This is a genomic window from Longicatena caecimuris (genome assembly GCF_004341945.1).
GTDB classification, from domain to species: domain Bacteria; phylum Bacillota_I; class Bacilli_A; order Erysipelotrichales; family Erysipelotrichaceae; genus Longicatena; species Longicatena caecimuris.
Genome location: NZ_SMBP01000007.1, coordinates 26,213 through 46,772, shown reverse-complemented (window position 1 = coordinate 46,772; position 20,560 = coordinate 26,213). Strand labels below are relative to the sequence as shown.

Below are 20,560 nucleotides of genomic sequence, written 5' to 3'. Positions count from 1 at the left end.
ATGTGTCTTCATGAAAACAACCCTAGTATTGCATCGTCAAGCTTGTATATTCACTCCTATTCACAGCCTTCCTAAAAAAACTGCACATCATCTCTAAATAAAGTTCCTTGTTGTGCATGTTCCTAACCTCGTATTTTCTCCATGTATCATCTATTTAATAGTAACGAATACAAGGTGAAAATGCAATGGAACATCGCGTATTATTTACAAACATCTCGAAACTGAAGTTGTCATAGAAAAAGTAGGGAGATTACACGGTTGTGCTTTTTCCCTACAGATTCATGATGACAAAAGGAACTAAGTGCTCCCTTTGGATTATCTTTTTTTATTTATTGCTTTTGTAATCGATAGCGTTTTAAAAATGCTTTCGTACGTTCATTTTGTGGATGCTCAAAAAGCTCACTCGGTGTTCCCTGCTCACAAATAACACCTTGATCCATAAATACGACACGTGAACTGATATCATGAGCAAATGCCATTTCGTGTGTTACGACGATCATGGTTAAACCATCTTTAGCCAATTGTTTCATGACATCCAGAACATCACCTACCATTTCCGGATCTAATGCACTGGTTGGCTCATCAAACAATAGGATTTCAGGATCCATACACAAAGCGCGAGCAATTGCCACACGCTGCTTCTGACCGCCAGATAGCTGCATACTGCTGGCATTGGCAAACATCTCCATACCAACCTTACGCAGATTATCCAACGCTTTTGCCTTCGCCTCTTCTTTACTGCGTTTCAAGACCTTGAGCTGGCCTAGCATACAGTTTTCTAATACCGTTTTATTATTGAATAAATTAAATGACTGAAACACCATACCAACATGTGATCGATGAACATTCAAATTCAACTCACCCTTTAAGATATCCTTACCATGATAAAGTATTTCACCGGCATCCGGTGTTTCTAATAAATTGATACAGCGTAATAACGTTGATTTTCCACTTCCGCTAGAACCAATAATAGTAATAACCTCATTGCTATCACAGTGAAAATCAATATCCTTTAACACTTCCAAAGAACCAAAATGTTTTTTTAAATGACGAATTTCTAACAAAGTATCACTCATGCCAAATCACCTGCCTTAGGTACGCTTTGACTAGTCGGAAAGGAAGTCTTAGGCATATGCAGACGTTTTTCAATCCATGTCAACAATAGCGTAGCAGCACTCGTCAATAGCAAATAAATAACACAGGTAGATAGAAAGGTTTCCGTAAACAGCATCATACTTCCCGCTACAGAACTAGATTGGAAAAACAATTCCATTACGCCAATGACATTCAGCATAGAACTATCTTTGATATTAACAATTAATTCATTGCCTAAAGAAGGGAAGGAGTTGCGAATGGCTTGTGGTAAAACGATGGCTGTCATGGTCTGTGTATTTGTCATACCAAGACTTCGAGCAGCCTCAATTTGCCCCTTATCGATAGATTGAATCCCTGCTCGTATGATTTCGGACATGTAAGCACCCGTGTTTACAGATATGATGACGACTCCAGCAACATTAGCACTCCATCCCAGATAAGGGCGCAATGCATAATACAGAAACATTGCCTGTACCATCATTGGCGTACCCCTAAAAAACCATACATATACTGCCACAATGCTATGCAAGATACGTTTTACTATACGTATTGGCATACGATCACGCGGCTCTATTTTTACGGCTCTGACACCACCAAGCACTAGACCAATCAATAAACCGAAGAAAGTGCCCAATACTGCCAACATTAACGTAATCTTAATACCATACCATAATAATGGTATATTGTTTTGGAATATCCACCAGGCTTTTGGCAGCATTCCTTCAGGAACAGCAGCAATTACCATGTAAGAAACTCCTCCTTATTCTGCCTTAGGCTGAGCTTTTCGTGCTTCTTTCATCCATTCATCTCGCGTTTTCTTAGAAAGATTATCAACTGCTTTTTGAACGTCTTTAAAGAGCTGGGAATCACTAGTCCCTTTCTTCATAGCAATAGAAACACTTGTATCAATGTCAAAGCCCTTCCCTTTTTTGAAATGTACAATGGTAAGATCCTTATTAGCCGCAACTGCCCCTTCAGCTACAGGAAGTTCCGCTGTAATACCATCCACTTCTTTTTTCTGTAAAGCCACGATCATTTCAGGATAAGTCGCTTTTGGTGTTGCATGCTTTACCCCTTTGATTTGATCAATGACCGTATCATAATTCGTACTCTTCTGACCAATAACGGTTTTGCCCTTAAATTGTTGAATATCATTGTATTTTGCAACCTTTTTATCACTCTTACGAACGATCATAACCATTTCACTTTCATAATATGGCGTAGTAAAATCCATACCTGCGCGGCGTTTATCATCGGCTGTCATCCCAGCAATCACCGCATCAATCTCACCTGAATTCAATGCTGGCTGTAATCCTTCCCAGCTAACTTTTTTAACTTCGATTTCACGATCCAACTGTTCTGCCACATAACGTGCCACACGTACATCATAGCCATCACAATAACCGGCTCCACCGATTGCTACACTGGTATCTGTCTGCTCATTGCTCTGCCAATTAAATGGCGCATAGTTACATTCCATACCAACTACAAACTTTTCTTTACCAGTTACGCTAGATACATTTTTTCCATCATCTTCGCTTCCTCCACATCCGGAAAGCACAAATGTCATTGCCAATGCGGCTGTTGATAATTTCTTAAGTTTCATTTTTTTACCTCTTTTCTTAATACACAAAAAAGTCGCGCTATTGCACGACTCCATAGTTCGAGTGTCAATAGCTCCTCTTCATCTTACATGAAGGAGTGTTATCGGTATTTCCAGATAACCCCAGATAACTTCCCCGCCGGAAAATCACCTTCGGCGATGATTACCTTTCAAAGTTTTCACTGCCTGCCGGCTCCTACTCCTACTCTGACGCATCGCTGCCTCTATATGATTTTTTTGTCTTTCCTACTTTATCGCAATTCATCTTTTTTGTCAACCGTCAATTATTTACAATTTCTTCATAAATTTTGACTTGCTTTTCTATACTTTCCATAGAGCAGCAATAGCCCTCCACTGCCTAAGAAAAGGCTCAAGATCTCTATTCTCCTGGTAATATCTTTCGTCTGCACATCTTTATTTGCAGAAGATGATGCATCATTCCCCGTTGCGGAAGAGGGGTCTTTTTGATGAGAGGCAGAAGAATCATCGTCTTGTATTGGTAAAGTTTTGTTTTCAAATTTTGGTTCTATCACAACTTCCCATTGTTCTTTCCCATCCATCTGCAATGGAACACTAAACAACGATGGGGCACTGCTATAAATACTGTCTTGTAGAGTTGCCTGCTTTTCTTGTACTAATAAATACATCCCCGCTTCTTGCTTAGTAAAAACCGCTTCACCTTGACTATTAGTTGTACTCTGTATACCTTTTAAACCATGCTCATGTACATAATCGGCTAACATTTGAGCATTTTGTTTTTGATGCAAAGAATCCATATCATCTAAATTCAGTGATACATGCAGAAAATCACCACTTTGAGTCCATTCTGAATCTTTCCAATCGGCAACTTTGTATATCGCAAACGATACATTTTGTAATGCGTGCCTATCATCACCATCCTTTTGTATGATTGCTTTGATAATGACATTTCCATATTCCTTTGCGTATGCAATACCAAAAGGCATTATAAAAAGCAGACTGCAGAAGAAAATACCAATACTGATTTTATATCGTTTATTTCCTTTCTTCATATGCGTTTCCTTTCTTTCGTACATACCACTTTACACTTATATATACCCCAATTAATACAATACATGCAACACCTAATGCTTTAATATAGAATGGCAATTCAGCCTTTAATTCCATTTCATCAGCTATTTTAACAGCTTCCTCATAAGGAATCCTTGTTCCTCTCACTAATAGGCGATGTGTATTTATCGCATAAGGCGTACACGTCAATAAAGTTACATAATCTTTTCCTTCTACTATGGATAACGCCTGGGTTTGTGTTGGTTTCACAGTTAGTATCTGATCCACCTGATAAGCAAGGGTATGATGCAAAACTTTGATGTAAAATACGTCCCCTTTTTCCATTTTATCTAGATCGGTAAAAAGTTTTGCGCTAGGCAATCCCCGATGTCCAGATAATACCGTATGACTTGTTTCCCCGCCCACCGGCAAAGAAGTTTCTGGTAAATGTCCGATACCAGATTGTAATACACGTTCGCTTATTCCGTGATAAATTGGCGATAAAATATGAATCTTCGGTATCTCAATATAACCAAGCATGCCATTTCCATCTATATCTAGCAGTTTATCATAAGTAGTATGCTTCAACTGTTTCGCTTCTTCACTGAAGGGATCAAGTATCTCACTGTTTCCAATTAATGTTCGATTATATGCCAATGCCTTTTGCATCATTTCATCTTCTTGCTGTTGCGTAATATGTGATACTTCTTGTTCATAATCTGTAGCAATCGTTGTCGCATGTCGCTGATTCAAATAATTGCTAATAGCCGGATAAAATAAGATACCTAACCCTATCAGATAGCCACATATTCGCAAACACATAAAGATTCGTCTTTTCATAGCCTCATCCTCAATCTTATCTTTCTTCCGCAATAGGCACAAGCTTTCTCATGCCCATTGCGGAAAAAACAGGTGATTTTCTTAAAGAAAGCCCTGTTCTTCCTTTTTACTTATGCTCTTCTGCGTTTTCTACTAATGACAGAACAGCTAATCATCACTGCTAAAATACCAACACCAACGATAGTGAACATAATCGTACCATTCCCACCTGTATCCGGTAATACACTGCCTGATTTATTCTCAATTGGGATTTCTGGAGAAGCATCTTTATTTGTTATTGTTATTGTTTTTGATTGATCTCCTATTGTATATGTAACATCCACTTTCTCTAATTTTTGTGTACTAGTATTATAAGTTGGCGCAATCTTGATCGTTACATCTCCTACAAGTTTATTGTAACCATCAGGAGCTTTGATTTCTTTTAACTTATAAGTTCCAGCATCAAGTCCACTTATTTTTACTTTACCATCATCATCAGAGGTTATAACAACTGAAGTAAAACCTTCTTTATTTGCCTCCTCTGAAGTAGCCTGTCGGTAATTTCCTCCAGTAAAGGCAATTAAATTAATTTTAGAAGTACCATCTGCTTTATACAATTCAAATTGTGCCCCAGCTAAAGGTGTTTTTGATTCAGCATCATTTGTATCTGTTAAATAATACTTATAAATCGTAAAATCAAAAGTATGTACATCAACTACACTAGGCTCAGAGTCTTCAGTTCCTGTTGCTGGATTCGATGGGTCATTGCTATACTCTACAGTTGCGCTATTGGAATTCGGATTCATTCCGGAAACTGCTTTTTCATTTAAAATAGCTGTATACGTAACCTCTATTGATGCTCCTACTGAATCCTTGTTAGAAATAAAGTTATTAAAGGTTATTGTAATGCTTTGCCCATTTTTAGTTAAAGTATATGTATTCTCTTTCGGTGTATCTGTATTATCTTCCGTTAAAATCTTTTCCCCTATTTTCACACTGCTAATCTCGCCAAATGTTAAACCCTCTGATAATGTATCCTTAAAGTTAAAGGTATAACTACTATAACCGGTCATATCAGGAACAACGGATGTCAATTTAAAAGTTACTGTGTCACCGACATTTGCATCTTTTGCTATATTAGTGTTTCCATCTACGATTACCTTATCCACTGTCGGATATGTACTTTTCATATTAATTGTTGTTTCAGTTTTATGAATACTAACTAACATAGCTGGACTCTTTACTAATTCATTAGTCCCATTTACTGTGTCTGCTGCACCCTTTGGATAAACCAAATAATATCCGTATGATATATCTGCTATCGTTAAACTATCTGCATTAGCTGTCTCAGATTTTGTCGTATTTATTGTTTTTCCTTTTTCTGTGGTGACTAACCAATTTAGAACATTTTTGGCAAAAGCTACTTTAGCTGTATCCTCATTTAATCCACTTACATAATCATATGCAGCAGTTGACAAAGCATCATCTGCCTTACCAGTACATTCAGGTAACGTAAGGAAATAATCCGCAAAATCCGGATTCAATGTATATGCGACATTATCACCACTTTTTGTAGCACTAAACAATTGATACAATTCCACCGTTTTACCATCTTTCGTACCGTTGATTGTTAAACTTCCTTGTCCATCCGCAGCCGTGATTGGCTTACCAAACCCTAACACCATGACAAAGGCAACTGCCACTGCCATAAAACTTGCAAATATTCTTTTCATTTGTTTTCCCTCTTTCCTTTTCTGTTATGAATATTTTTTCTGCTTTGTATCAAGCAGGTGGTGAATTACTTTGTCGCTGCTGTTTCTTCATAGCTTGCCGCTCCTTTCTTCTTTTCTGATGCCTTATCACATCACTATAAAGCATAACGATCAATATACAGCCTCCCACCAGAATAAACATAAAGATTCCCATGCCACCGGTATCTGGCAGTATTGCAAAATGACTATTGGTAATCGTAAAGGTTGTATGATCCTGTGAACTATCAATTTTGATAATATAGCCTGGTATTGCTGTTTCACTTACTGTATAGGTGTAATAACAAAGACTTCCATCCTCTGCTGTCTTGTAAGCTGGCAGATCTGTAAGTACATGCTGCCAAGTTGCTTTTGTTGCATCCCCATTGATGACATAACTCTCATATCCCGTTACAATTTCACTTTTCTCTTCCTTATTTTCTTTCCATGTTCGTTGCAGAGTAATGTTGATCTTGTCTGGTCGCAGCTGATCGCGATTATCACTATCTTTCCAAACTTTATTGATTGTGAGTTTCAAGAACTCATCGCATGGATCTTGTTCCTGTGATGGTTCTGGTTTGGTTGTATCAGAAGCATTAGTCCCAGATGATGCATCATCCATCAGCACTGCTTTTGCTGGTGATACATAAGCATTTAATGGAATTGCTTGCTGTGAAGTAGATGATACAAGCTGCGCATCTTTCAGCGTTTCAAATTCTTTTACATTGACGATATGTTTAATGCTATATGCATTCCAATCATCAACAATTGTCGCTATATTAGTTAAGATGGACGTATCTTTTGCTATTTCGTTATATATCCTGTTCACTTTTCGATAAATGTGATAGAGATTATTTTCACCTTCTACCTTTTCAATCGTATTGAAGTCATAGCTTGAAGCAAGACTACTCTTTCCTGTAAAAGGTCCAATTGAATTTGCTGTACCCTTGATGGTATCACATAATTCCATCGTGTTATCGAAGAAGAGTCCTTCTTTGTTAAAACCAACAAAACCACCGCTGCTACCTTCTTCTTTCTGCGCATCCTTGTCATTATTCGCTCCGCCGCCAAATACATCATAGCCAAACTTTGTACCGTTAACTTTACTATTTTCTACTTTTGTTCGATTTGCTTTGATTAAAGTGACGCGGACGTTTTGTTCATTCTGCTCAGAGTCTATTAATCCATTCTCATTACATGGTAACTTTATTGTAGAATCTCCTAAGGTAATAATCGCAAAATCGGTTTCAGCTGGATTTTCTGATGATTTTTTTGACAAACTAACCGAAATTTTTAAACCTAACAGGTTCAGATTGACTACATCGCCATCTTTTAAAGCTTTTACCTTAAGAATGCCAAGATGGATATCAAGTAAACCCAGATTTTCTAAATCGTCTATATATAACGCTTTTACTAATGGATTTAAAACAACCGTTAACAAGGCGTTGACAAGTTCTGACTTAAATTGTACATCGGCCAGATAAGCAAAATCGGTTTTGCCAATAAAGCCGCCGGCAATACCTTGACTGGCTACCTGATTGACTCCTTGTTCCTGTGTTTCACCACCGGCAATACAATTCACGATGCGGGCAAGATTACCATAACCGATAAAGCCACCGGCAATTGGCTGTGTTCCTTGCCCACTGTTTACAAGGTAACCACCCGCAATACCGGATACCTTACTATCGTGGATATTAGAGCCAAAAACATCCAGTACACCTAAAGAGCCGCCAAGTAGTTCTCCAAAGCTACCTTCTAAAACATCTAGCTTATCAGCATCAACGACACCGCTCTTGCCACAATAGCCAACAAAACCGCCGGTGTTATTTAAGCCTTCAACTTTTGCTAGATTGGTCACGGTACTATTCTTGATAGAGCCATCCAATAAGCTGCCGCCAAAGCCGCCGGCATTGCCATAATAAACTAAAGATGCATTGCTTCCTTGGGATGATTCCGTATGTGCGCTAACATGTAAGCCAGCCTGTGGACTTCCTTTAACCTCACTATGGTATACATAGGTGCGGAAAGTATCCAATACATCAATACCACCGGTTTTAATAAGATGTAAGATATTGGTTGTTTCATCTCCAGATACTTGTGCTGCTGCATCGACATCACCTATTCCAAAACAACCTCCAACATGATCTCCTCCAATAACAGAACGTAAACGATCTAAATGGACACCGGAATCTGCCGTCTTTTCTTCTCCTAATACCGCGCCTGATAAACTTCCGGCAAAACCTCCGGCTGCTTTTGCATACGCTGTATTTACACCCTCTTGATAAGCACCATTTACGACAATGCCCCAATCATCCCAGCTGGATACTTTGGCATAGCGGATGGTTGATATCGTTGCATTCAATACTTGAACAAGATCTGCTGGGGATGCTATCAATAAATTTAGTACCTGATTTAATAGTCCTTGCTTGGTTGCGGTATCCACACGTGTGACACTGCCTGGATCTACTTTACCCGCATAGCCTCCTACATAACTTGTCCCATCTACACGACGCAGTTTTTCGATATTACAAGCTGTTGTCGCATTCCCCCAAATTTGTCCGCCAACCATGTAGCCGACATAACCACCGGCATACCCGGTTGTTTGTGTTTGATTGACACCGGTAGCAGCAATACTGGCACCGCCACGATATCCTTCAACACTTGATGTGCGAATAACTGGCACAAAAGACTCTATCGCTGGTATCGTACCTGCTAATTTTACATTAGCTAAATCAATATCACCGGTTTGGGCAACTGTTCCCGTTATCATTTCACCTGCAAAACCACCGGCACTGCGATATGCATTACTTATTTTTAAGTCCTGCGCTATCGCATCCGTAATTGTGCCACCTTCCATGCGTCCTACATAGCCACCAGCTGCACTTCCTTGTATTGAGGTTGCAGCATCCTGGTTACGGCCGGCACTTACTGCATAACCATAGGCATATTTTTGTATGATGTTAGTGAACTCTTCAGCAGTATTAACTTCTCCTAATTCTTTTAACTGTTGTCCATATGCCCCATATACACCGACTGCCTTTACCCAGGCATTCCATTCTGCCATATCCAAATTTCGCAAAGGTCCTGAAACCGTTGTTTGCTTTTCGCTAGGATATACTGCCTGCATCACAGTCAATGGATTATCAAGTGTAATCAAATCAAATAAGAGATGCAGACTGCCGGTATCTGCCACATTGGCACATTGCATCAAACCTGTGTAACCACCGGCATATTCCACACCATATACCGAACGAATGCGCTTTATACTTGCTTTACGCTGTGGTCCAGTATAGGCACTGCTCTTCCAATCACTACCATCATTGCCCCAAATCTGACCACCGAAATTATGACCGACATAGCCGCCTGCCAGACCTCTTAGCACACCATCACTGCTTTGCGCATCTGCTCTTACGACACCGCCACATGGGATACAAGTTGTTTCACTGTTTTTAATTGTTGGGACAAACGTTCGCAGGACGCTTACTAGATTATCCGCTTGAATCAGCCCACCTAATACACTTGTTCCTGTGACAACATCTGCCACATCACCTGGTTGTATGGTACCTGCATAGCCACCGGCACTTTCTCTGGCTATGATATGAGCAAAACGATAAACATTGGCATCTTGAACCTGTGTTCCCTGCATATCTCCCGCAAAACCGCCTGCTTTTCCGATCTTTCCACTCGTATCACTTGCGATAACATTAAATCCGGAAGCATCGCCGTAAACATCACTATGCTCTACGATGGATACAACAACATTTAAGGCAGAAGCTGCATTTGCCAACTGTAAAACCTTATCTAAAACCTTAACTCCGCCAATGGCTGCCGTGCTGCCGATTACAACCTTACCAAAATAGCCACCGGCATAGCGATAGCCTTTTATTGCATAGTCACTTGTACCATCAAAATAAGAATTGGCTTCTCTTGTCTGCAAATCCTTTGGTTCTACAACCTTTGTATTTTGTAGCTTTTGTACATCACAGTTACTAATTTGAACACCACTGGCATAACCGATATAACCACCGGCACTTCCGGTATTTACATCGTTTGTATTATCTTGTGTATCACTGCCGCTTACATGCACACGCATTCCACTCGCAATTGAGCGTATGGATGCATGTTGGATAACCGGCACAAAAGCTTGAATAACACTAAGTGTATCATTGAATTGTGTCAGCTGATTTAAAAGGCTGCTGTCTTGTCCAACTTCCGCAACACTGCCTGCCTGCACAAGGCCACCAAAGCCACCGGCATAGCGTAATCCTTCTACTTTCCAAAGATGCTCTACCGCTGTTCCTTTTTGTCCATCAACGGCATTCGCTTGATTATCAATATATCCACTCTGCATCTCTCCGACATAACCACCGGCATAACCTTGTGCCTGTGATATATCATTTCCTTCAAACACTTCAGTATGTACATACAATCCAGCATTGCCCTCATCATTTGCATGTCCGGATACTTTTGCATCCGTAATGGTACTGCTGGCAGCTTGTAAAACACTGGTTAATTCTTTTACATTCAATAATTTACCTAAAATAGAGTTTAACAATTCTCCTGTAGCATCACTTGCCTCTGCTACACTTCCGGAACGTAAGATGCCCACATAACCACCGGCATGATAAGCACCGATAACTTCTTTTACATCTGTTATATTGGCATGCGCTATTGTCACCGCCTTGCCATGGCCAAGAAAACCACCCGCATCACCTAATGCAACATCACCTTGTTTTCCTGTTGCACGAACAATTAGCTGTTCTCCTGTAATAGAAATATCAGAAAGTTTAGGGTATGCGATATCCATGACACTTAGCAACTGGGTAGCATCTAACAGATTTAATACCTTGATAGAACCGGTTTGTGCAACATCACCTGGCAATAAGCGACCAGCAAAACCTCCGGCATAAGCTGTTCCTTTTACATATGCTAAACCACTTATCGTTGTTTTTGCCTCTGCTGATGTATCACCGGCATCCGGATGGTTCACACGGTAATTCATATCAACTGCCTGTCCATCGCCAATGACACCACCAGCGATTTGCGCAGAAACCTGAGGATCAGCACCATTCACTACATAAGTAAGTGTGATATCTTGAAATTCCGGTGTTAAGGCACTCATGACCCCTAATAAATTGGTGAGGTTAATTCCCGCTAGATTAGTTGAATTTCCTACGGTAGCTAAAGCATCTCCGGCTTTCGCATAGCCGATAAAACCTCCGGCATTTCCGGCATCCATTGGTGCAGATACCGATTGTAAAGCAGTGACACTGGCACGTTTTACCTTTCCACTGATACAGTTACCGATAAAACCGCCGCTATGACTGTCCGTTTCACTCGTCACTACACGAAACCCTGTTGTTGTACCGGAAATGGAACTATCGTATACCATAGTTTCCACCATGTCAGCCAAGCTAAGAATGCCATCTGCTTGAATCAAGCCTAATCCTAAGACATCAACACCTCCAACACTCGCTAAGGTCCCACTTCCGAAATATCCGGCAAAACCTCCGGCGTTTTTACCGGCACTGATGGATGCTAGATTCGTTAAGTTCACATTTCGCACTTCTCCGCCTAATCCATAACCAATCACGCCTCCGGCATTACTATTGGCACCAGTAGCTTCCACCTTTAAACCAGTTGTACCACCTTGTATCGTTATATCTTTTACTTCAAACCGCATATAATCCGCAGCTTTTACCGTACTGCCTAAGACATCACTTAAGCTTGTCATGGTTGCTTTCCCAATGCCACCCCCGGCATGCTCTATTGCTGATACAGTAAGAGAAGTTGATGCGCTAACTTCATTTCCCTTCTTGTCATACGTATAAGAAATATTATTTTTTGTTAAAACCCGCTGTACTTCCTTGGTTGTTGTCTTTGTATCATCCTTTAATTCTTCCGTATTTGAGATTTGTACTGCCCCAGCATAGCCTGTGAGTCCTCCGGCATGCTTGCCACTGGCGATAATCGCAATCTGTTGTCCGCTAACTTCTATTCCCGTCATGACAGAAGGACGCATACCTACTAGATTCAGTATTTGAATATTTTTATCCCCACTTAGGATACTTGATAACAATCCTTGAACCAGTTTTAACAATCCTTGCTTATCATCATCACTTTCATTGATATCTGCGACATCTCCCATATCCGCTTTACCGCTAAAACCGCCAACATAGTCCTTACCTGAAACCTTACTAAGATTTTTCACACTGCAATCAATTGCATAGCTATTGCTCATACTTCCTACAAAACCACCGGCATAACCTGCATTATTCTCAGTCGAAGTTGCCGTTACATTAAGTTTACCGCTACCTTGTATTTGAGAATTTAAGAAGACGGTATTGACAGGAAAGTTACCTAGCAAATCAATACCTAACGAAGAAAGGGCCCCAGCAATGACTTGATTTGCTGCTCTTCCTGCGAAACCACCAACATAATTTGTTCCTTGGATTTCACTATCACCATTCGTGATAACTTTCGCATTGTGGATGATAGAACCTCTGATATCCCCGATAAAACCACCGGTATAATCGTTACCGATAATTGATGCCTCACTTGCAAAACTTACGGAACAATTTGTTATAACCGCATTCACATAGCCAATAGGAATTAAGCTACCCACATCTAATAAGCCACCATCTAATAAGAATGTAACTAAATCACCTAAGCCTAAAACAGGTAAAGCATTTAATAATTCGCTTAATGTTTTTAAAGTACCTCCAATCAACCCTGTAATAGCTTCATATTTGGTGATGCCTGATACATATCCTATCAATCCTCCAGTATAATTATTTGCATTTGTAATTCCCTTAAGATTGGTTACCTGACAATTGTCTATTTGAACATTTCCTTTTACAACACCTGCTAATGCCCCAGTCGCAAAGGATTTTGGATCATCTTTTAAGCTCTCCCCTAGACCTAATACCTTTAAAACACCAGCAATTAATGAAACATTCTTATCAATGCTCTTTGTTGTCGTCTTCACTTGAACAGTATCTAAAGTAATATGTGATACAAGAATAGGTTCATCAGAAAACTGTAAGTTACTATCTCGACCTGATGCTAAGCTTCTAAAGAAGCCTATTCCATATTCTTCATGATAAGTTTTTGTAAATATCCCTTCACTTTTTTGATTAATAGCATCTGTCTGATTGATCTCTACATTATGAATGATTGCATTACTGCCTTCAACCATGCCCTTTTGTCCAATCATCGTACCAGTGAAATTTTCAATTGGCTCCCAGGCAACCGTCGCTCCTGAAGCTGTCCCATCCTCTGTTAAATAAATATCACGGAAAATAATATAATTCGCCGTATTGCTATAGGTTGCTCCAGCTTTTCCGATATTGATAGGTTCTGTACTGGTTGCATCATAGGTTAATTTTTGCTTGACATCTAGTTTACTACCATAGTAGTTGTAACATTTTGTTGCATCCGTAATCGTGATTCCATCTAATTTTTGACGATCGCCTAATTTATGTTCTCCATTCTTTACGGCATATAATTCTCTATTAGACCAGTCAAACGTCTCATCAAACTTAATCAAATCTGCATCTCCTGGATAATACAGACGAATTGGATGATCCGCATTGTCTTCTTTGACCTGCCATGAAGTGAGAATTGATGTACGTTCTTCATATACTTCCCAAATTGGTTCTGTGACTTTTGTATCCGTACCGATTGCTCTTAGCTGTTTTTGATTCCCAATTAGGATATAATCTTTATTATCAATAGTCTTAACAACCTGTCCAAAATACTCTCTTCCATCATATACCGATGGATATTGATCCGTATTGGTGAAAGCAAGGGCAGCTGCTTTTAAGGTTACCTCTTCGATAGAAAAAGAGGAAGCAAGCACATACGTATGTGCTTTGCCATAGGTTAAATGTGTACCATCCTTTAATGTATAAACTTGTCCAATACCAAGTGTTTCCGCATTCCAGTCCCCGGTTGTTACATATTCCTGCTCAGCATTTGCTGATTGCATCAAAGATAACTGATAGCGATTGTATATATAAATGGTATCTGTTGTTTCATCATACAATACATGTTCTTTACGTTCTTTATATGAAATTATCGTTCCCGTAAAATCCTGTGGATAATACCACAAGGATGACTTTTCAAATTCAATATCCTGCATAAGATAATAATCCTGGTTCAATGAATACGTGATTGGCTGATCATCTATAAAAATCATCTCGCCATTACCAATCGCACCCTTTACATCCCCTTCATATACGGGCTTACCACTACCAATTAATTGAAGCTGTTTGTAATTATAAATACAAATTTTATTATCCTGATAGTATGTAGAAAGTGCTGTTTCATCTTGTGATAGTTTAACATCTTTTTGCACATTCTCTTCTACAGTCGTTTCTTTATTGTTTTCATCTGGTTTATCCTGCTTTAAAAGTGATTGTTCTTCATTCCTATCTGATGTTGGGGTATCCTCTGAAGCTACCTTACTTGCTGAAGTCTCTATCTTTTCTTCTGGTAATGTCTCTATTGGCTGTTCATCAACAGCATTAAAATCATCTGCTGATAGTAATCCACTTTGCATAATAAAAAGAGCTGCACATAAACAAAGCATAATGATTTTTTTATGCATCCTTTTCCCCTGTGGCATGACTTTACTCAACCCTTTCAAATGTCTATATGATGTTAAAGTATTTTTCTCATCTGTATGAATGATTTCAGGTAATTTTTAAATAATCACAAATACATCATACCTATTTCTACTTAAAAGTTTAGCACGCTTATTTCTCATCGTCAATAAAAATGGTTATTTTATGTATGATTCATTAAGTATATTTACTCTTTCATACAATGTGATTGATAATAGATTGCTTTTCCTATGTTTTCCTAAATAACCTGATCAAATAAAAAAAGCTAGGAATCAAACAAATTGATTACTAACTTAATAAGAAAAAATATGATATATTATTTTATTTCATCCACCGTCGCAAAACGATAGCCTTCCTTCTTCATATTCTTTATAAAGGTATCCATGGCTTCATAGTTTCCTTTATTGCTAGGATGCAAAAGATAGATAGCACCATTATGATAATGATCCATCATTGTCTTTAATGCTTCTTCTCCACTTACATCACTGGCATAATCATAATAAGCGTGACTCCAAAAATACGTACGATAACCTAAATCCTTTACCATTTTCATTGCACGTTCGCTGCCTCCGCCTTTCGGAAAACGAAAGACTTTCTTCATTGGTACTCCGCATACTTCCATATACGTTTTTTCTGTCTCTGTAATTTCCTTAACAAAAGCATCTACATCTTTAGCGTTGGCAAGTGTCGTCATATCATAATGGTGCCAAGTATGATTGCCGATTACATGACCATGCTTCACAAGATCGCGCATAAAATCGGCTTCGTTCTTGATATAGTTACGCGTCAAGAAAAAGGTCGCTTTCACGTTGTTTTTATTTAAGACATCAGCAATTTGTTTGATATAGGTAATATCATTTCCCCCTTCATCAAACGTCAGATAAATAACCTTTTCATCTTTCCCCTGATAATAAGCATCATATTTATCTAATAAGCTTTGCGGTTTTGCGCCAGTAGTCCGTTTATGTTCCTTACTTTTATTAAACCACCATTCTTCTGCAGTATTGTCGTAATCATCATGATTATAATACAGCTTGGTCGTTGTAGGATCTTTACAAACCTGCACTTTACGTGTGACACTGGCAATATTGTTACTAGCGTCTTTGACTTGATAAACAATGTCATAGGTACCTGTTTTTTTCATATTAACATGATGTTTAACCGTTACTTTTTTGGTTAGATCACCATCATAATTATCCTGTGCATGAAAGCCTGGTTCTTGATACGTACCATTCTCAAACACTCGAATCATCTTTCCTTGTTTTAGTGTAATAGTAGGTGCTTTCGTATCAACAACATGTACCGTTCGACTTACTTTTTTATCATAACTATCAAGATGATAGACGATTGTATACGTTCCTAATTTATCTGTATTCAGATTCGAGGTGCGTTTCACTTCATCACTATAATCATGAAATCGATAGCTCGCTATCACTCCGGGATCGCGAAATGATTCATGTACCTGTACCTTCATTTCTTTGTCTCCATCCACTTTTAACAATGGTACGAATAAGCCACTGAAAAAGAGTATTTTAACGAGTACACCTATTACACAAATACCTAAGCATGCCAAAATTCCATAAATCGTATAGCGGCAACGTCTGCTCATATGCATCACCTCATGGTAAAGCGTATGCATAAGCATCATTTTTTATGATTGTTAAGTAGTTTATGATCGTATGTATCCATGCCCATAACATTTATTAAGAATGGTACAAGTTAATCGCATTATTTATTATTCTTGGTGATAATGATACATTCCAATTAATTGCTCACTGCAACGCAAACCATCAATCGCCGCCGATACAATGCCTCCTGCATAACCGGCTCCCTCACCACAAGGATAGATACCTTTGATTTGTATAGAGGTACAATCTTCTTTATTTCTTATCATGCGAATTGGAGAACTGCTGCGTGTTTCCACACCAATCAGCACAGCATCTTGATAGGCAAAGCCTTTCAATTTTTTATCTAATCCTTGTATTGCTTCTTCCATCGCCTCACACACATAGCTTGGCAAGATAGTATGCAGATTTGCCGATGTAACCCCTAACGCATAGGTTGGTACTACACTGCCAAACCCTTTTGAAGTTTGATGTGCCAAAAAATCCTTAACCAATTGTGCTGGAGCCTTATAAGAACATCCGCCTGCCTGAAATGCTTTTTTCTCTAATGTTTCCTGAAATTGAATCGCTTTTTCCGGGTCATTCCCATAATCCTCAGGACGTATTTGTACCAGCAAGGCACTATTGGCATTTTCTCCATCACGGGCATGCTCACTCATGCCATTTACCACAACGCCACCTTCCATAGAGGCACTTGGCACGACATATCCACCCGGACACATGCAGAAAGTATATACCCCGCGCCCATTGGATGCCGGATAGGTCAAACGATATTCTGCCGCTTTTAAACGAGGATGATTCGCATATGCTTTGTATTGCGCTTCATTGATCAAGCGTTGTGGATGTTCGATTCTGGCTCCTACAGCAAATGCCTTTGGCTCTACTGCGACACCTCGTTTCATCAACATACGCATTGTATCACGAGCGCTGTGACCGATTGCTAAGATTAGTTGTTCACACGGTATCACTTCACCATTTGCCACAACACCACAGACTTCTCCTTTTTCAATCAAGATATCATCTAAACGCGTAGAAAAGCGGATTTCTGCCCCTAAACGAAGGATTTCTTCACGCATGCGTTTCACGATATCACGTAATAAATCCGTACCGATATGGGGATGCGCTGTATATAAAATATCTTCAGGAGCTCCAAAGCGTACAAACTCTTCCAAAATCTTGCGAATGCGTACATCCTTTACTCTGGTAGTTAATTTGCCATCGCTAAACGTTCCGGCACCACCTTCTCCAAACTGCACATTACTTTCGGTATTTAAAATTCCTTCCTTCCAGAAGTGTTCAACGCTTTTTACACGTTTTTCCACACATTCTCCACGTTCTAAGATTAAAGGTTGATACCCCATCTGGGCTAATAACAAAGCTGCGAACATACCGGCTGGTCCAAAGCCAACAACAATCGGGCGATGGACAAGTCCGACAACACCTTTTTTCGGCATGCGATAGCGTTCATCCGGGGTCTTGGTGATATCCTTATGAGGATGTTTTAAGACATTTTCTTCATGTTTGAGGGTACAATCCAGCGTATACGTAAACTGCATATGGCGCCATCTTGCATCAAAGGTTTCTTTATGAATGCGCCAAGATAGTAATTCCTCTGGTGCTATGCGCAATTTTTTAATAATTTTTTCCGGAAGTAACGTCATATCTTCTTCTAACGTTAAATGAATTTGTTGAATACGTATCATAAGTATTTTTCTCCTTTAAAAGGGAAAAGAAAGCCAATCAGCTTTCCTTTCTAAGCATATAAGTGTTTGAAAATAGGGAAATGTTTTGCTAGTGTATAAATAATGAGCGCAAACAATAAGGAAGACAACGCAACAATTCCATATTGTAATAAAGCATTCATCGTTGGAAATAAAGCTGTGACCACAACAACAAACATAAGATGAGATACATAGATCAATAGCGATAACACACGCAAGGTCTTATAAAGCTCTTTGACCTTAAGATCTATGGATAATAAAGTAATAAATAAGAATGCAACCGTTGGTACCAACATCAAATACATACTTGCCAAATCATGCATATATCCTTGTTCTCTTAAGAAAAAGCATTCTCCGAATAAAGCACACAGGGACAATACAAAGCCGATAAAGGGTCCTAAGGTACTGCGGCTTACGACCATGCGCCCTTGCGCAAAATAAGCACCTAAAGAAATAAACAACATACCAAAGAAAATCCCATTTCGCGTTGTCACAAAAAGCTGGATGTAATAATGGTATGCACGACCTATATAAGGTAACTCTTCAATCATCTGTGGATAAACATTACCAAGCATCCCTATGAGATACAAAAGGGCACTGATGATTATCGTTGTCGTCAAGGAAACATAACGACGCAGAACATAAACAGCACATACCGCTACCATCAAAGCTGGTAAAAACCAGAGATGGTAATAACTTCCGGTAAAGAAGAAGTCACGCAGATAGCGCAAGAAAGTCATCGCATGTAATCCATCGCCCCTAACTAACAAATAATTAAATGGCAAATAGAAGATTGACCAAATCAGATAAAGTTTACCTAAACGAAATACATAATGTTTTAAGGCCGTAACATTTGCATAATCATTCCATTCTCTTTCATTATCCAGTTTCGCAAAAAATAAATAACCGGAAATTATGAAAAACAAAGGTACGGCAATTCTGGCGATAATCTGAACCAATACAAAATTTGCTGTCTCATTTATATCCAATAATGGCCCTGTATGTATACAAATAACTAAAAAAGCACTCATAAACTTTGCAATATCTAATGCACAATATGTTTTCTTCTGCATCATTTCCCCTCCTTTATGATCCCTATTACTTAATTCAGCAGATAATTTCATGAAAAATAGCCACTTCTGGCTATTTATAAATTCTTGGCAATCGCGCACTCATCCAACAAAATGTTTCATTATTGATTGTTTGAGCTAATCTAGTTAATTCATCAATCGGTAACTTTTCATCACCGTCACAACCAAATAAAGTAACAACATCGCCTTCTTTGACATGTTTTATATCTGTAACATCTAACATCATTTGATCCATACAAATATTGCCAATGATCGGTACCCGTTTCCCATGCAACAATGCACATGCCCCTTTATTGGAAACACTGCGTGGATAGCCATCCGCATAGCCTATAGAAACTGTGGCGATACGGCTGATGCGCTCACTGGTAAAATGGCGGCCATAACTTACACAGACACCTGGCTGAATCGTTTTTACCATTGAAATGTTTGCTTTTAATTGCATGATAGGCTGAAAATCAGGATGCGTGATCGTATCAATGGCATCATCACTTGTCGCACCTAAGAACAATAAGCCCGGGCGTACATAATCATACTTTAAATCCGGATAGTTCAAGATACCATAACTATTTTGTAAATGGCGTATGCCAACATCAATTCCGGCATCTTCCAAATCCTTCAACACCTGATCAAATAACATGATTTGCTTTCTTGTATAAGCCTTATTATCCTCATCCAGACCATCACTTACACTAAAGTGGGAGAAAATGCCATCGACTGCTATATGTGGCAGATGATAAACTTCTTTCACTTCCTCGATACGGTAGTCCTGTTGTTGTGTTATGATGCCCAAACGTGACATTCCTGTATCCACCTTGACATGTCCATGCATGATAACCCCATGCTCTTTACACCATGCATTTGCTTTTTTGGCATAGTCTAAGGATAAAAAGGTTTGGATCAAATCATGTTGAATGACTTGATGAAAATGAACAGGTGGTGTATAACCTAAGATTAAAATTGGCTCACGGATACCGCCTTCGCGTAAGGAAATGCCTTCATCCACACTGCTGACACCGAAAAAATCAATGCCACAGCGGCTCAATTCTTTGGCACATGCCACATCTCCATGACCATACGCATTCGCTTTTACGATTGCCATGATCTTGCTGGTAGAGGGCAATAATTTTTGTATTTCTTTTACATTATGGCTGATCTTGGACAGATCAATTTCCAGCCATGCTCTGGTATCGCTCATCAGCATG

At 39.2% G+C, this 20,560-nt stretch carries 11 protein-coding genes and 1 riboswitch; all 11 genes read right to left on the bottom strand.

What is annotated here, in order from left to right; translation table 11 throughout:
• Nucleotides 1–329 precede the first annotated feature (329 nt).
• Nucleotides 330–1,076 (bottom strand): amino acid ABC transporter ATP-binding protein, encoded by a 747-nt coding sequence (locus tag EDD61_RS05485; RefSeq protein ID WP_132224449.1) that lies wholly within the window; start codon nucleotides 1,074–1,076, stop codon nucleotides 330–332.
• Nucleotides 1,073–1,840 (bottom strand): amino acid ABC transporter permease, encoded by a 768-nt coding sequence (locus EDD61_RS05480; protein ID WP_008687612.1) that lies wholly within the window; start codon nucleotides 1,838–1,840, stop codon nucleotides 1,073–1,075. Before EDD61_RS05480 ends, EDD61_RS05485 begins: the two co-directional genes overlap by 4 nt.
• Before the next feature lie 15 nt (nucleotides 1,841–1,855).
• Nucleotides 1,856–2,701, bottom strand: coding sequence for a transporter substrate-binding domain-containing protein (locus EDD61_RS05475; RefSeq protein WP_132224447.1), 846 nt, complete (start codon nucleotides 2,699–2,701; stop codon nucleotides 1,856–1,858).
• A gap of 60 nt (nucleotides 2,702–2,761) precedes the next feature.
• A riboswitch (Lysine riboswitch) is annotated at nucleotides 2,762–2,933 on the bottom strand.
• A 64-nt stretch (nucleotides 2,934–2,997) separates the two neighbouring features.
• The gene (locus EDD61_RS05470) at nucleotides 2,998–3,729 is read right to left on the bottom strand and encodes a pilin N-terminal domain-containing protein (protein ID WP_008978666.1); all 732 of its coding nucleotides are present in this window, start codon (nucleotides 3,727–3,729) and stop codon (nucleotides 2,998–3,000) included.
• Nucleotides 3,713–4,567, bottom strand: a complete 855-nt coding sequence (locus EDD61_RS05465) for a class C sortase (protein WP_132224445.1) — start codon at nucleotides 4,565–4,567, stop codon at nucleotides 3,713–3,715. Before EDD61_RS05465 ends, EDD61_RS05470 begins: the two co-directional genes overlap by 17 nt.
• A gap of 110 nt (nucleotides 4,568–4,677) precedes the next feature.
• Complete coding sequence (locus tag EDD61_RS05460) at nucleotides 4,678–6,279, bottom strand: SpaH/EbpB family LPXTG-anchored major pilin (protein ID WP_132224443.1); 1,602 nt, start codon at nucleotides 6,277–6,279, stop codon at nucleotides 4,678–4,680.
• A gap of 49 nt (nucleotides 6,280–6,328) precedes the next feature.
• Complete coding sequence (locus EDD61_RS05455) at nucleotides 6,329–14,905, bottom strand: Cna B-type domain-containing protein (RefSeq protein ID WP_132224441.1); 8,577 nt, start codon at nucleotides 14,903–14,905, stop codon at nucleotides 6,329–6,331.
• Between the two features lie 332 nt (nucleotides 14,906–15,237).
• Nucleotides 15,238–16,530 carry an immunoglobulin-like domain-containing protein gene (locus EDD61_RS05450; RefSeq protein WP_132224439.1) on the bottom strand — a complete coding sequence of 431 codons (1,293 nt, stop codon included), beginning with the start codon at nucleotides 16,528–16,530 and terminating at the stop codon, nucleotides 15,238–15,240.
• A gap of 126 nt (nucleotides 16,531–16,656) precedes the next feature.
• Entirely contained in the window at nucleotides 16,657–18,249 is a 1,593-nt protein-coding gene (locus EDD61_RS05445) for an NAD(P)/FAD-dependent oxidoreductase (protein WP_132224437.1), read from the bottom strand.
• A gap of 50 nt (nucleotides 18,250–18,299) precedes the next feature.
• Nucleotides 18,300–19,340, bottom strand: a complete 1,041-nt coding sequence (locus tag EDD61_RS05440) for an acyltransferase (RefSeq protein WP_008687596.1) — start codon at nucleotides 19,338–19,340, stop codon at nucleotides 18,300–18,302.
• Nucleotides 19,341–19,410: 70 nt separating this feature from the next.
• Nucleotides 19,411–20,559 carry an alanine racemase gene (alr, locus tag EDD61_RS05435; RefSeq protein ID WP_132224435.1) on the bottom strand — a complete coding sequence of 383 codons (1,149 nt, stop codon included), beginning with the start codon at nucleotides 20,557–20,559 and terminating at the stop codon, nucleotides 19,411–19,413.
• Nucleotide 20,560: the final 1 nt, after the last annotated feature.